Genomic DNA, 13,662 nt, shown 5'->3' on the forward strand with positions numbered 1-13,662 from the left:
TTCACCATTCACCATTCACCATTCACCATTCACCACTTCAAGGAGGAAACCATGTCCGCACCACTACACGAATGGAATCTGGCACCCAAGGAAGCGATGGCGCTGCAGTTGCAGTTGGCGAGGCGATTGGAACTTACTGATCGCCTAGCGCCGATAACGCATATCGCCGGGGTGGATATTGGGTTCGAAGAGGGCGGCGAAATCACTCGGGCAGCGGTGGTGGTATTGAAATGGGATCCTGCCACCGCACCCGATTTAAGCGTGGTGGAACAGGTCGTCCATCGCGAGCCCACCCGAATGCCGTATATCCCCGGCTTGCTTTCGTTTCGAGAAATCCCCGCCGCGCTAGGCGCGTTTGAAAAACTCAGCGTGATGCCTGAACTGGTGATGGTCGACGGCCAGGGGATTGCGCACCCACGCCGGTTAGGTGTGGCGGCTCACCTAGGGCTATGGCTCGATCTACCTACCATCGGTATTGCCAAGTCACGCCTATATGGCCAACACGCCGAGGTGGGCGAGCAGCGCGGCGACTGGGTGCCGCTCTCCGCGGGGCAGGAAACCATTGGTGCCGTTTTGCGTTCCCGCACCAAGGTCAAGCCCGTGTACGTATCACCTGGCCAGTGGATCACTTTAGAAACCTCGCTGACCTGGGTGCTGCGCTGCTTAGGGCGTACCAAGCTACCCGAGCCAACGCGGCTGGCGGATCGGCTGGCCTCACGGCGTGATCAGCGTAAGTAGCCGTCGATTGCCAATGGCTAAGGGCTATACAAACGCCAAAAAACGTCGCAGTAGGCTGGAGGCCTCTTGGCAGTCAGTAATGTTCGCCAGCAGGGTGTCGGGCTCTTCGCCTTGGTCGCGTAGGGCGGCGCGTTGGCGTTCAAGGTAAGCACGCATCACCGGCGCCGTAAATTCCGGGTGAAACTGCACGCTCCACTGGCGCGGGCCGTAGCGCAGCGCCTGGTGGGCGTCGTGGCTGTTATGGGCCAGCACCGTGCAACCTTGGGGCGCCTGCATCACCGACTGGGCATGGGTCAGGTGGGCGGCAAAGCTTTCCGGTAGTTGGCTAAACAGCGGGTCTTGCTGGCCCGCTTGGGTGAGTCGCACGGTGTGCGTGCCCGATTCGCGGCCAGCCGGGTGGTAGTCACTCATGCCACCAAAAGCGGCGGCCATTAACTGGTGGCCATAGCAAACGCCTAGCATGGGAATGTCGTTTGCCAGCACCTCCTTCAGCCACGGCTTCAGTGCTTCGCTCCAGGGTTCCGCCTCACTGACCATGCTGTGCGAACCGGTAATCACAATACCCGCGAGTGTATTAAGTTCAGGAGCGCTGGGTTGGCGGGTTGCATCCCACACCTGTAGTTCTAAATGCGCGGGCAGCGCGATGTTAAGCTGCTTTATAAATAGCCTTTCAAAATCACCGTGCTGGTCGACGACTTCCGGAAAAGCGTCGCCGGTTTTAACGATCAATACACAGGCCATATCACTCCCTCGGTATGATGAAACGCAAACATTGAACAAAGGCCTTTCAGGAAGAGCGCAAAGGCGTAAAAATAGCCTACCATGGCTGCTTAAATGGTAAGAACGCATTAATTATGCACATCATAAGGAGACAATAATGCAACAGATTACCCGTGCAGGCGAACCGCTGGATGTGGCTGGCACACTGCCTGCAAAAGGGCAGGCGGCACCGGCGATGACGCTGACCAACACCGATCTGCAAGACGTTACGCTCGATACGTACGCAGGAAAGCGTAAAGTGCTCAATATCATCCCCAGTGTGGATACGCCCACTTGTGCCATGTCCACGCGTCACTTTAACGAGCTGGCGTCTAACCTTGCCGACACCGTGGTATTGGTCGTCTCCGCGGACTTACCCTTTGCGGCCAAACGCTTTTGTGGCGCGGAAGGGTTGGATAACGTCGAAACACTGTCTACTTTTCGCCACCCCGAGTTTCGCGAAGCCTGGGGCGTAGCGCTGTGCAACAACTCCATGGAAGGTCTTTGCGCCCGTGCAGTCGTCGTACTGGATACCGATAACCGGGTGCTGCACAGCGAGCTGGTGAGCGAGTTGAAGAACGAGCCTGATTATGATGCTGCTTTGGCGGTGCTGAGCTAGCTCGTATGCCGTGTAGCATACCGCTCTGACGCCCTCACCAGCGCGCGAATCAAGCGCTGCTGGGGGCGATTGAAAATCAGCCACTCCGGGTGCCACTGCACGCCAATCAAGAAGTCGTGCTCCGGTGACTCAATGCCCTGCACTAGGCCATCCCGGTCGCGTGCAACGATTTCAATCCCTCTGCCTGCCTGATAAACGGCTTGATGATGCAGGCTGTTAACCCGACACCAGGTAACTCCTAGCAGGCGATGCAACTTACTTGCCCCCACGATATCAACGGTTTTTCGCGGCAGAACGGTGCGTCGCCGTTTTAACCCTTCGTGGGTGGTGTAGATATCGGGATCCAGTGTGCCACCAAGATGCACGTTGATTAATTGTGCCCCTCGGCAAATACCCAGCACTGGTGTATGCAGCGGAATAAAACGTTCAAGCAGGGCTAGCTCCAGCTCATCCCTTGCAGGGTCTAAACGAACATCTAATTGTACTTCGCCACCGTAGAGGTGGGCCTGAATATCGTCGCCGCCGCCAATGATCAAGCCGTCCAGGCTTTCCGGCTGCGGGCGCGAAGGCGATAACCGCAACGGTTTGCCGCCATGCCGCCAGACGGCGAACCAATCAAACCACCACGCTAAGTGGCTTTTTTGGTCAGAGGTAGTAATTCCGATAAGCGGCCGAGTCATGTGGATAGTTACTCACTGTGACAGGAAATGAAGAATGCTAAACGGGTTTTATATAGCTGGGCTCTACAACACAATCAGTGTTCGCGGCGAAGCAAACGAACTAGTTTTTCTTTTACGCGGGTCAGCATCGGTCGGTTATGGTCGGCGATATATTCAGCGCAGCGAGCGAGTAACACCTCAGAATTAGCGGCAAGTTTCTCGACTTCCACCCAGCGATTCCACTCGGTCACTGAGCCCCACCCCGGCTGGGAAAGCTGAGCGTTGGGTAAGCGGTAGTGAAAGGTGGGGCGCGGCTTGGTAAGCTGCGTATGCAGCAATTCATGAGAGTGGTCGGGGCGTAGATAGGCAAATAGCGGCAGCATATCCAGCTCGCGATTGCGCGTGGGATTATGGTGCAAGTAGTCGTCAATTAACGTGTCGAGATCAGGCGAATAGTGGCTATCCAGTATTTTTAACGCATAGGCTTTGTGAAATGGATTCGCGTGGGGCAGCATCTCACGGGTAATATCGACTTTAATTTCGTCGCGCAGCCAGCCAGCTAGCAGCAGGTACGCACGCAGCATGGCTAGCAAATAGTCAACATCGAAACGCTCCGCTTCAGGGTTTAGGTGTAAGCCGAACCCATACAGCAGGCTGGCATCGGTGCCCTTAGCGCCATGCTCTCGTAGTGTCTCGAACAGCGCGTCTAAATCTTCCAGCTCATTCCAAGGTATCGGTGGGCAAACGATTTCGGTAGGCACCAGGCCTGTGACCATGTCGCCAATCAGCTCGCGGGTTTTGTGATGGAACTCGACCCGGCGTTGATGCTGATGGCGCGCCCACTCGCTATCTTCTGGGTGAGGGTCGTCGGCCAGCGATTTGTCGGGATGCGCGTATTGGGTGTCGAGCTCGATACCAAATTCTCCCCAGCGGGTATCCTCAACGAGTAGCCGATGGGGGCTTACCACGTTAAGCTCCCCGCCAAACAGTTCACGTACGATCATCGCCGTGTCTCGGGGCGGCAGGCCAGCGAACTCGATTTCAATGCCAACGTGCCGGATTTTCCCCTGGCTGTTTAAGCGGTTAGGTGGAGCTTGTAGCGTCATCTCGGCGTCCTTGAGGTGAACGTTTAAGTCTTCAGCCTATCATAGTCACGCGTTGAGACTGAGCGTATTAATAGCGGCGGCAAATGATAAGCAGGACGCCATCTAAGCTAATTTTCAGGAGTAAGGCGTGCGACAGCACTGGTTAATCAATTCGTTAATAGGTTTTGTCTTGTTTGTATTGGCAAGCCTAGCAATGACGAGCATGGCAATCACTCAAGCCCAGGCGCAAACGGTGTCGCTGCCCGGCCTGAGCAGCGGTTCCGAAGAGGAAAGCGCTGACGTTAGCGGTGAAGAGTTTCAGAAGTCGCTCACTGACGTCATCACCATGCTTGAAAACGAAGAGCGGCGCACAGAGTTGCTTAAATCGCTACGCGAATTGCAAGTAACCGCAGACGCTGCCAGCGCAGATGAGGGCGTAGTACGCCAGGGATTACTGGGTGCTCTCGCCGATACCTTAAGTGACCTGGGTGATCAGGCCCAGGCGGGGGATTCGCCGGTTGATCAGTGGTCACGCCAGCTGGTTCAGGGCGTAGATGATTTGCGCGCGCTTAACGATGATGCCGACCAGGGGGAGGCGATTCGAGCGGTTGCCGAAGGGGCGGTGCTGGCCTTGGTTTGGGGCGTACTGTTGGTGCTGATGATTGCCTTTGGGCGCATGATCGCTACCCGGCGTGAGTGGCCGTTGGATCTGCCTCGGGATCCCAAGGGCTGGCTGATGGCAGTGCACTTTTTGCGCCGCATGCTGCCCTGGGCACTGTCGTTTGCCATTACCTTGGGGATTGGCCAGGTGCTGCCCGATAGCCCTGGGCGTACGCTGGTATTGGTAGTGGCCTATATCTGCCTGTGTGGCAGGGCGCTATCGGTGGTGTTTGAAACAGTCATCGCGTTCTTTAGCCGTGGCCATCGTTTTACTGCGGTTCAACTGCTTCAACAGCGTGCGCTGCGCGGGCTGTTTGTGATTGGTGCTTTGATTGCGCTTGGCGACGCGGTCAACTCCACTCGTCTCGTTGAAATGCTGGGTAGCGAGCTGTCGAGCCTAGCCTCTGTGCTTTCCAATATGCTCGCGGCGTTGCTTGCAGCGCGGTTTATTCTCAAGTTTAAGCGCCCCGTGCGCCACCTGATTTGCAACCGGCCCTTCAAGCAGCGGCGTGACGCCAGCACCGCGGTCGAAATGATTCGCTCCCTGGGGGGGCTATGGCACATACCCGCGCTGCTGTTGGTGAGCGGTTCGCTGCTGGCGATTTTTATCACCGTGGGCGATGTGGGCACTGCTCTGGCGCGCTCGATTATTTCCGCCAGCCTGCTGGTACTGACACTGGTAGTCACCGGGTTGCTGCGCCGCCAAGCGGAACGGATGGGCAAGCGTCGCCACCGCCGCCGTTATAGCCAATATCGCAAACGTTTAGAGCGCTTCGGCTTCGTGTTGGCGCACATCTGCTCGTGGATGGTGTTTGCCGAACTCTCAATGCAGGTGTGGGGCAGTTCGTTCTTCGGTTTGGGCCAACAAGCCGTGGCCAGCGCGCGGATTGGCCAAGCGCTGGTTAGCTTGGGGGCCACGGTGTTGCTTGCATGGCTGGTATGGATATTTGCCGATACCGCCATTCAGCGAGCGCTAACATCGTCAGCCCGTTCACGTGGGCGGCGGGTCAATCAGGCCCGGGCGCAAACCATCACGCCGATGATCCGCAACGTCATCTTTGTAACAATTCTGATTATTGCCGTTATCGCCGGGTTGGCTAATTTGGGTGTCAACGTCACACCGCTGCTGGCGGGTGCTGGTGTGATCGGTCTGGCGATCGGTTTTGGTGCGCAAACGTTAGTGCAGGATTTGATTACCGGTATTTTTATCTTGATCGAAGATTCGTTAGCGGTCGATGACTTCGTGCAGATCAATAACCATATGGGCACGGTCGAGGGGCTGACGCTGCGCACTGTGCGGCTACGCGATTTGGATGGCATTGTGCACATCATCACCTTTAGCCGCATTGAGTCGATTCATAACATGTCCCGCCAGTTCGGCATCGCGCTGATGCGAATACGCATTCCGTTTGATATGAAAATCGACGATGCGATTACGCTGATGCAGGAGACTGCCCAGGAGCTGCGCCGTGATCCGATGATGCGCCACTACATCTGGTCGCCGCTGGAGATGCAGGGCGTTCAGGGTTTTGAAGATGGCTGCCCCATTTTACGCATGCGCTTTCGCACCGCGCCGGAGATGCAGTGGGATGTCTCGCGGGCGTTTAACCTGTTGCTGAAGCAGCGTATGGAAGCTCAAGAGATTGACCTGGGCGTGCCGCGTCTTAGTGTCAGTATGGAAGCACGCGCTGAAGACCGCATGGAGGCGACCGCGGGTACTTCATTCTCTTTAGAAGAGGGCTCGCAAGAACAAGCTGGGCAAGAAAACACTTCGCCTGAGAGTGAACAAGGCAAGCATAGCGCGACGCAAGCAAGTGACTTCAACCCACAGGAGCATAAGAAACCAACACCTCCGAAGCCCGCGCCGCGTCCGACAAAAGCTGAGATTCGCCAGGATGAACAGGCACGCAGGCACGATAATACGAATAATCGTGCTGCGTCACATCGGCAAAAGCCCCAGGCACAGGGCAAGCCCCAGAGCGATTCCTATGCCAGCCCCGGTGGCGAACACGGCGATGAGTAACCACGGGCCCCGCCAGCGGCGCCAACGGTTGTACAACGAGACCGCGTGGCTAACGCGGTCGACCAGTTCGTCGTGACGGGAAATGGCGTGATCCGGCGGCAGCGAAAAGTCGTTGGCGACATCGCCCTGCCAGTGGGCGCCGTGGCTGAGCCCCAGGCGCGCTCGTAGCTTACCGATATCGCTGACGGTGTCGTGCAGCGTATCGTAGGTTTCGCGGCGTTCGGCAACCGCGAACACCGCCTCGGCATCCTGGCGTAGCGCGCTATGCTGGCAGCTAGCCACGGCTTGGCTGATTTCTTGTTCGTTGGCCTCGGGGGAAACCGCGAGGCGCTGGTACAAATCGCGCATAGGGTCAATTTATTCTCATGGGCCAGTGCATCCTGCGAAACGTCTAGCGTTACATGGTCTTAGTAAGTTTGCATCAAATAATCATAGGCGTTTTTAATACGCTGAAACCGCGCTGAGGCCAAGGCGACCTGTTGTTCACTTTCCGAATAGAAGCGGTCTGGATGGTGGAGCTGCGCCATCCGCCGATAGGCGTGGCGAACCTCTACCCGGGTGGCACCTGGGGTAAGTCCTAGCACCGAAAGCGCCCGAGTGGTGCGATCGGGCGGCGGTGAGGCGCGCTGCTGGCGATGCTCTTGTTGGCGATGCTGGTGACGAGAATCTTGCTGGCGAGAGCGGCGCCGTTCGCGCTCGGCCTGTTCGCGCTGCTGTTGTTGCCGTTGCCGTTCCTGCTCCTGTTGGCGCGTCTGTTCACGCTGGCGCTGCTGTTCCTGTTCGCGGGCTTGGCGAGCCTGCTCCTGGCGTTGCTGTTTCTCCTGCTGTTTTTGTTGCTTCTGCTGGTGGCGTCGCTCTTTCTGTTGTTGCTGCTGTTCGGCCCGAGCATTGGCCTGTTGGTGGTACTGCTCAGCGGCCTCGGCTTCGCGTGCTTTTCGGGCATGATAATCTGGGTCGTGTGCCTGCCAGTAAGCATCACGGCTGGGGTCTTCGGGTGTGGCAAGGGGTGTGCCGGTGAGCTCTTTAAACAGAGTATTCAAGGTCATTGGTGCGATACTTAGCAGGTCGGCCAAAAAACGCAAAATATAGTGGTTGGCCAGGGACAGCTCGCCGTCGTCAGTGGCGACGGTAATCGCTTGATGAATAACGCTCAGGCTGCGTTCTGTGCCGCATTCTTTGCGAACCACCTCGGCAGCTAGTTGGATCGCTTGCAAGTCTTGGCTACGGGCAATACTCATTACTGGCCCCAGCTCATGCCCGTGGCGAAACTGTGCGGTCACCTGAGCCAGGCGGCGCCGCCGCTGCCCCTCTGAAACATGTTGACGGTGCACCAGCACCCAGGCCAACAGCAGCAGGGTTGCCGTATCCACTTGGCTGCGGCTCTTTAATAGCAGCAGCTCAAAGGGTGAAAAACGGGCAATGGACATTTCCTAGCTCCATAGGTGAAGAGGTGAGCAGAGGGGTGGCTTTAGGTAGCGCCATGATCAAGTTAGCCATGGTATATCATCGCGTTAGGCAAAGGAGTAGGAGATTGATGAGTTGATCAACGTTGAGCGTAAAAACAGCTTTCAGCTGCGTCTTACCCGGCGGCTCAAGGAAGAGACATCGCATAACCTCGACGTCTATCTTTTTGTGCCTGGCGATTTGGGATTAAGCACCCAGCTTATCTCAGAAGAAGCCTTTTATCATGCCGCTATCAATGTCTCGCGCACCTACTATAGTGACGAGTATCTCTTACCGCTGGTGCACAGTCGGCTGGCCAGCCGTAATCGGCTCGGCAGCGACTCGTATCGGTTGAGCTTGAGTCTCTACGCCTATCAATACGTGGAAGCGATGGAGCGCACTACTCGAGCAATGTTGGTGAATGCCAATAAGCTGCGCCATGCTCGCCAAGAGGAGCGCGAAGAGAACAGTGAGGTGCAAGAGAGTGCCGTTGCCCTACGTGACCAACTGCATGAGATGATCGACTTGAGCGATGGTATTCTCAAGCGGCTGCGTCGCCACCAGCCTGATGACGAAAGTCTATATAAGTACTTTGCCAATATCGATAACTACCTCTCCTGGTTTACCGAACAACAGCTGCTGGCGCTGGTGGCACACATGCCCCGCGGCGGAGAGTTTACCGATATTCGCCGACGTTTTATTAGCGTGTGTCACCGGGAGGGCGAGTATCGCCGCGAACAGCAGTACAACGCCGAGCGCGTGATGGCTGATCCCACGCGGATGTCGAATAAAATGCGCTTGTTGCGGCGCCTGATTGAGCACCCGATTACCCTGAAACAAGAGGCATTGGAGCTGGGTGGCGGCGAGCAAAAAGCGGTCAAAGCGCTTGCCACCGCCGTGGTAATGGCCTTTGTATCGTTAGGCGTGCTGCAGTTGCGTAATGCTCTGGGAGATATCACCGCGCTGTTCGTATTAGCCATGGCGCTGCTCTACGCCCTGCGCGAAGTGTTTAAGGATGATTTGCGCAATACCCTGTGGCGCTGGCTGCGTAAAGGCCGTCCCAAGTGGCGGCGCCAGTATTTAGACCCCACGCGCAACGCCGTGGTGGGCCGCCAGTTGGAGTGGTTTGACTACAAGCGCTACGCATCGCTGGGCGATGATATCAAGCAGATGCGCCGCCGTACGGTAGCCCAGCGTGAAGAAGTGGTGCTGCACTATCGTTCAAGCTCACGTATGTCGCCTACGCGCTTTTTGAGCGGCTACGAGCATACCCGCGAAACGCTCAATCTGGATATCTCCATGCTTACGCGACTAATGAGTAAGGGCAAGCATCACATCTACCGTTTAAAAGATGGCCAAGCAGTTCGCGAGGGCGTCGAGCGCCGTCATCTGTTTAACTTAGTGGTTCGGGAGACGGGCAGTGAGGATAGCCCTTACTTGGCCCGCTGGAAGGTTGTCGTTAGCCGCTCGGGCATTGTCGATGTCGAGAAAGTCGAAGAGAGCAGCGTGGTGAAGGAAAGCGAATAACAAAAGTGCCAATAAACTGCGCCAGGTCAACGCAGCCTCAATGCGTTCTTTGAGATCGCTAGCCAGCATGGGCAAATCTTCAGCAGCGAGCTAGGCTCAAAGAACAAGCAGGATAATCTGCATCTGCGGCTCAGTCTTTAAAGGTTGAGCTCAAGGAGGAGTACAATGCAAGCTATCGATATTATGACGCCCAAAGTGGTGAGTGTGGGGCCTGACGCCGAAGTACGTGAAATTGCGCAACTGCTGCTCAAGCACCGTATTAGTGCGGTGCCTGTCGTAGATAGTGAGCGGCGGGTGATTGGCATTGTCAGCGAAGGTGATTTAATGCGCCGGGTAAAAAGTGACAGTGATCACGGACACTCCTGGTGGTTATCGCTGTTTACCGGCGGCAAGGATGCTGGCGACTATGTTAAGTCCCATGGTCGTAAAGCCCACGAGGTCATGACCCCGAATCCAATGACCGTGGAAGAGAACACGCCGCTGCATACCATTGCGCGAATGCTGGAAAAACATCATATCAAGCGGGTGCCTGTGCTACGTGATGGCAAGTTAGTGGGTATTGTTAGCCGTGCTAACTTGCTCCAGGGTATCGCCAATGCCGCAGTGGCGCCAACCCAGTCGCCCACGGATGATCGTCAAATTCGTGAGGCTATTCTCAAAGAAGTTGAGAATAATACCGGCGTACAAGTTGAAGGCATTAGCGTGATTGTGGATGGCGGCGCTGTGGAGGTATGGGGGCTGGTCGAATCCCTTGAACAGAAGCAGGCGGTAACCGTTGCTGCGGAAAACGTGCCTGGGGTTACCCAAGTTGAAAATCATCTGGGCATGATGCCGCGGGGCGTGGGCTATATGTGACCTAAAGCCCGCTATTAAAATAGCGGGCTCTGCCTTCTTTACCTTACACCACTGCTTTAATCGCCTGCTCTAAGCTGTTCACGCTGCGCTCTGTGTGGTGCAGCTTATCGAGGCCAAATAGACCGATGCGGAAGGTTTGGAAGTTATCGCCCTCATCGCACATTAGCGGTACGCCGCCCGCCACTTGCACGCCCGCCTGGGCAAGTTTGCCCACTAAGCCACTATCGTCGCTATAGCACACCACTACGCCTGGGGCTTCAAAACCTTCCGCAGCAACGCTCACAAAACCGTGGCGTTTAAGCATGGCGCGGACTTCCCGGCCAATCGCCTGCTGCTCCTCTTTTACCTTGGCAAAGCCATAAACACGGGTCTCCTGCATAATGTCCCGTAATTGCCGCAGTGCATCGGTAGGCATGGTGGCGTGGTAGGCGTGCCCGCCATTTTCATAGGCCTGCATAATGCTGTGCCACTTGCCCAAATCGCAGGCAAAGCTGTTGCTCTGGGTCTCACTCAAGCGCTGCGTGGCACGTTCCGAGAGCATTACCATGGCGCAGCAGGGCGAACCGCTCCAGCCTTTTTGCGGCGCGCTTACCACCACATCAATGCCGAGTGCCTGCATATCCACCCACAGAGTGCCCGCGGCGATGGCATCCAGTACAAACAGGCCACCTACCTCGTGAGTGGCTTCGGCGAGCGCTTGAATATAGTCATCCGGAAGTAGCAAGCCCGCAGAGGTTTCGACTTGCGGGGCGAACACAACGGCAGGTTTTTCGCTACGAATCTGCGCGACGGCCTCCTCAATGGGCACTGGCTGAAAAGGCGAGCGCGGGTCATCGGCCTTTAGACGCCGTGCTTTAAGCACCGTGTGCTGGTCGGTTAAGCGACCCATCTCAATAATTTGCGTCCAGCGGTAGCTGAACCAGCCGTTGCGAATAACCAAGGTTTTCTGGTCAACGGCAAACTGGCGCGCCACCGCTTCCATGCCAAAGGTGCCGCTACCGGGCACGATAACGGCCGCTTGGGCGTTGTACACCTCTTTCAGCGTGGCTGAAATATCCCGCATCACACCTTGAAACTGCTGTGACATGTGATTCAGCGAACGGTCTGTGTAGACCACCGAGTATTCAAGCAAGCCGTCGGGGTCGACGTTGGGTAGTAAACCAGCCATGGCGTTCTCCTGTTTTTAGAAACAGCCTGTTGTTAGAAGCAAATAATTAAACACGCATCGTGAGTCACGCTAAAGCGCGAGGTTGCGTTTCAGAATACGGATAACTTCGTCGCGATGCCAATGGTGATGGTCTAGACACTATAAACGGGTTAGCGACTAAAGTTGCACATGAGTAAACGTTTACGTTGACGGGGTAAGCGTTTACTTTGTGGGTTATGCAGCACTTTTAAGCTGCTTTTGTGCTGTTAACCGGCTACGGCTAAGGAGAATAGATGACCATTAACGTTACCGTTTGGGGTGAAAACGTCCACGAACAAACCAATGAAGTCGTGGCGCGAATTTATCCAGAAGGTATGCATAACTGCATCGCCAAAGGGTTAAACGAAGCTGAAGGGCTCGATGCCCGTGCGGTCACTCTGCAAGACCCTGAACAGGGGCTAAGTGAAGAGATCCTAGAAAATACCGACGTGCTGCTGTGGTGGGGCCACGCTGCCCATGGCGATGTGTTGGAGGAAACCGTCGACCGCGTGCAGGCGCGCGTGTTGCAGGGGATGGGGCTAATTGTGCTGCATTCTGGGCACTACGCAAAAATCTTCAAACGCCTGATGGGCACGACCTGCTCACTCAAGTGGCGGGAAGCGGGAGAGCGCGAGCGGCTGTGGGTCGTTAACCCTGGTCACCCTATCGTTCAGGGCCTGGGCGACTATATCGAGCTGCCGCATACTGAAATGTACGGCGAGCCGTTTGCGGTGCCCAACCCCGATGAAGTGATCTTTATCAGCGCCTTTGAGGGTGGTGAGGTATTCCGTTCAGGGCTGACCTACAAGCGCGGCAACGGCAAGATTTTCTACTTCCGCCCAGGTCACGAAACCTATCCGATCTATTACAACGAACAGGTAAAAACCGTACTGAAGAACGCTGTGAAATGGGCGCGCCCGGAAGGCTCCCGCTGGATCGATAGCTGCCCCAATGTTCCTGCCGACCAGGCCCCCAACCCGGTGGAAATCAAAGGCGAAGGGCTGCATAAACCTGGCGAGGAGGGCTTCAAATGATCCGTTTAGCGATTATTGGCGCTGGCAGTATGGCGGGTGAACACGCCAAGCACTTTAGCCGGATCGAGGGAGTGGAAGTGGTGGCGGTGTGCGATATGGAGCTGGCCAAGGCCCGCGACTTTGCTGGCCGTTTTGGTATCGCCGATGCGTATGACGACCTGGAAGCTATGCTGGCGCGGGAGGATATCCAAGCCGTTAGCAACGTCACGCCAGATGGTGTTCATAAGCGCACGTCATTGGCCGCGATCACCGCAGGTAAGCATATCCTGTGCGAAAAGCCGCTGGCGACGAATGCGGATGATGCGCATGAAATGGCCCAAGCGGCGCAGGCCGCTAAGGTCATCAATATGGTCAATTTTAGCTATCGCGATGCCCCGGCCATTCAACACGCTCGCGCGCTGATTACCGCTGGGGCGATTGGTCAAGTTCGCCACGTAGATGCCAGCTATCGGCAAAGTTGGCTGGTCAGCAATGAGTGGGGGCGCTGGGATCAGGAGAGCCAGTGGCTATGGCGGCTCTCGGAAGCCCATGGCAGCAAAGGTGTACTGGGCGATGTGGGCGTTCACATTGTTGATTTTGCCAGCTTTCCGGTCGGCGATATTACTCGCGTTAACTGCGAACTGACCTGTTTTGAAAAAGCTCCAGACAACCGGATTGGTGACTATTTGTTGGATGCCAACGACGCCGCGCTAATGCGAGTGACGTTTGCCAATGGGGCCAAGGGCACCATTCAAGCCACCCGCTGGGCGACCGGGCATCACAACTCGTTAACCCTGAGTGTACACGGCGATAAAGGTGCTATTCGCGTCGATTTAGACGCCTCAAAAGACGACGTGCAGGTGTGTTTGGACGATGACGTTCACCCGGCGTGCTGGAGCACAGTGAAGGCACCGCCAACACCCAGTATCTATCAGCGTTTTGTTGAAAGCATCCGCAGTGGTCAAAACGACCAGCCGGACTTTGCCCGCGGGGCGGCGATTCAAACCGTTCTTGATGCCTGTGTTATCTCCAGTCAGGAAGATCGCAGCCTGGAAATTGCAGTGTAATCAGCGTCGCAACACAGGGCGTTTTTCG

At 56.2% G+C, this 13,662-nt stretch carries 13 protein-coding genes; 7 read left to right on the forward strand and 6 right to left on the reverse strand.

Features of this window, described 5'->3' with window-relative positions:
- The first annotated feature begins 51 nt into the window (after window positions 1-51).
- Complete coding sequence (nfi, locus tag K7H09_RS19645; protein ID WP_230805671.1) at window positions 52-738, forward strand: deoxyribonuclease V; 687 nt, start codon at window positions 52-54, stop codon at window positions 736-738.
- Window positions 739-762: 24 nt separating this feature from the next.
- Here nfi and K7H09_RS19650 read toward each other — a convergent pair whose 3' ends face one another.
- Window positions 763-1,479: a glutamine amidotransferase gene (locus K7H09_RS19650; protein ID WP_230805649.1), complete on the reverse strand. Its 717-nt coding sequence runs from the start codon at window positions 1,477-1,479 to the stop codon at window positions 763-765.
- A 136-nt stretch (window positions 1,480-1,615) separates the two neighbouring features.
- On the opposite strand from K7H09_RS19650, the gene tpx reads away from it, so the two are divergent.
- Window positions 1,616-2,116 (forward strand): thiol peroxidase, encoded by a 501-nt coding sequence (gene tpx, locus K7H09_RS19655; RefSeq protein WP_230805651.1) that lies wholly within the window; start codon window positions 1,616-1,618, stop codon window positions 2,114-2,116.
- Here the strand turns inward: tpx and K7H09_RS19660 are convergent.
- On the reverse strand, window positions 2,113-2,796 hold the full coding sequence (locus K7H09_RS19660; protein WP_022520653.1) for a gamma-glutamyl-gamma-aminobutyrate hydrolase family protein: 684 nt from the start codon (window positions 2,794-2,796) through the stop codon (window positions 2,113-2,115). The two genes, tpx and K7H09_RS19660, sit on opposite strands and share 4 nt — an antisense overlap.
- A 74-nt stretch (window positions 2,797-2,870) precedes the next feature.
- Window positions 2,871-3,881, reverse strand: a complete 1,011-nt coding sequence (locus tag K7H09_RS19665) for an amidoligase family protein (RefSeq protein WP_009287187.1) — start codon at window positions 3,879-3,881, stop codon at window positions 2,871-2,873.
- 127 nt (window positions 3,882-4,008) lie between these two features.
- Here K7H09_RS19665 and K7H09_RS19670 point away from each other — a divergent pair, with 127 nt between their 5' ends.
- Complete coding sequence (locus tag K7H09_RS19670; RefSeq protein ID WP_022520652.1) at window positions 4,009-6,543, forward strand: mechanosensitive ion channel family protein; 2,535 nt, start codon at window positions 4,009-4,011, stop codon at window positions 6,541-6,543.
- On the opposite strand, the gene K7H09_RS19675 is transcribed toward K7H09_RS19670, so the two are convergent.
- Window positions 6,460-6,891 (reverse strand): hypothetical protein, encoded by a 432-nt coding sequence (locus K7H09_RS19675; RefSeq protein ID WP_022520651.1) that lies wholly within the window; start codon window positions 6,889-6,891, stop codon window positions 6,460-6,462. The genes K7H09_RS19670 and K7H09_RS19675 overlap by 84 nt on opposite strands.
- A 59-nt stretch (window positions 6,892-6,950) precedes the next feature.
- Window positions 6,951-7,970 carry a J domain-containing protein gene (locus tag K7H09_RS19680; protein WP_027959891.1) on the reverse strand — a complete coding sequence of 340 codons (1,020 nt, stop codon included), beginning with the start codon at window positions 7,968-7,970 and terminating at the stop codon, window positions 6,951-6,953.
- 112 nt (window positions 7,971-8,082) lie between these two features.
- Here K7H09_RS19680 and K7H09_RS19685 point away from each other — a divergent pair, with 112 nt between their 5' ends.
- Window positions 8,083-9,513: a hypothetical protein gene (locus tag K7H09_RS19685; protein ID WP_027959890.1), complete on the forward strand. Its 1,431-nt coding sequence runs from the start codon at window positions 8,083-8,085 to the stop codon at window positions 9,511-9,513.
- A 165-nt stretch (window positions 9,514-9,678) separates the two neighbouring features.
- Window positions 9,679-10,368, forward strand: a complete 690-nt coding sequence (locus tag K7H09_RS19690) for a CBS domain-containing protein (RefSeq protein ID WP_027959889.1) — start codon at window positions 9,679-9,681, stop codon at window positions 10,366-10,368.
- A gap of 43 nt (window positions 10,369-10,411) precedes the next feature.
- Here K7H09_RS19690 and K7H09_RS19695 read toward each other — a convergent pair whose 3' ends face one another.
- Window positions 10,412-11,536, reverse strand: coding sequence for an aminotransferase class V-fold PLP-dependent enzyme (locus K7H09_RS19695; protein WP_230805652.1), 1,125 nt, complete (start codon window positions 11,534-11,536; stop codon window positions 10,412-10,414).
- Between the two features lie 272 nt (window positions 11,537-11,808).
- Here K7H09_RS19695 and K7H09_RS19700 point away from each other — a divergent pair, with 272 nt between their 5' ends.
- Window positions 11,809-12,588, forward strand: coding sequence for a ThuA domain-containing protein (locus K7H09_RS19700; protein ID WP_230805653.1), 780 nt, complete (start codon window positions 11,809-11,811; stop codon window positions 12,586-12,588).
- Window positions 12,585-13,634 (forward strand): Gfo/Idh/MocA family protein, encoded by a 1,050-nt coding sequence (locus K7H09_RS19705; RefSeq protein WP_230805654.1) that lies wholly within the window; start codon window positions 12,585-12,587, stop codon window positions 13,632-13,634. Before K7H09_RS19700 ends, K7H09_RS19705 begins: the two co-directional genes overlap by 4 nt.
- Window positions 13,635-13,662: the final 28 nt, after the last annotated feature.

The sequence above is a fragment of the Halomonas sp. IOP_14 genome, assembly GCF_021021315.1.
Classification (GTDB): Bacteria; Pseudomonadota; Gammaproteobacteria; order Pseudomonadales; family Halomonadaceae; genus Vreelandella; species Vreelandella titanicae.

Coding starts and splice junctions, on each gene's coding strand:
- K7H09_RS19665 (WP_009287187.1), bottom strand. CDS start 3,881: ATGACGCTACAAGCTCCACCTAACCGCTTAAACAGCCAGGGGAAAATC.
- K7H09_RS19700 (WP_230805653.1), top strand. CDS start 11,809: ATGACCATTAACGTTACCGTTTGGGGTGAAAACGTCCACGAACAAACC.
- K7H09_RS19690 (WP_027959889.1), top strand. CDS start 9,679: ATGCAAGCTATCGATATTATGACGCCCAAAGTGGTGAGTGTGGGGCCT.
- K7H09_RS19650 (WP_230805649.1), bottom strand. CDS start 1,479: ATGGCCTGTGTATTGATCGTTAAAACCGGCGACGCTTTTCCGGAAGTC.
- K7H09_RS19705 (WP_230805654.1), top strand. CDS start 12,585: ATGATCCGTTTAGCGATTATTGGCGCTGGCAGTATGGCGGGTGAACAC.
- K7H09_RS19660 (WP_022520653.1), bottom strand. CDS start 2,796: ATGACTCGGCCGCTTATCGGAATTACTACCTCTGACCAAAAAAGCCAC.
- nfi (WP_230805671.1), top strand. CDS start 52: ATGTCCGCACCACTACACGAATGGAATCTGGCACCCAAGGAAGCGATG.
- tpx (WP_230805651.1), top strand. CDS start 1,616: ATGCAACAGATTACCCGTGCAGGCGAACCGCTGGATGTGGCTGGCACA.
- K7H09_RS19695 (WP_230805652.1), bottom strand. CDS start 11,536: ATGGCTGGTTTACTACCCAACGTCGACCCCGACGGCTTGCTTGAATAC.
- K7H09_RS19680 (WP_027959891.1), bottom strand. CDS start 7,970: ATGTCCATTGCCCGTTTTTCACCCTTTGAGCTGCTGCTATTAAAGAGC.
- K7H09_RS19675 (WP_022520651.1), bottom strand. CDS start 6,891: ATGCGCGATTTGTACCAGCGCCTCGCGGTTTCCCCCGAGGCCAACGAA.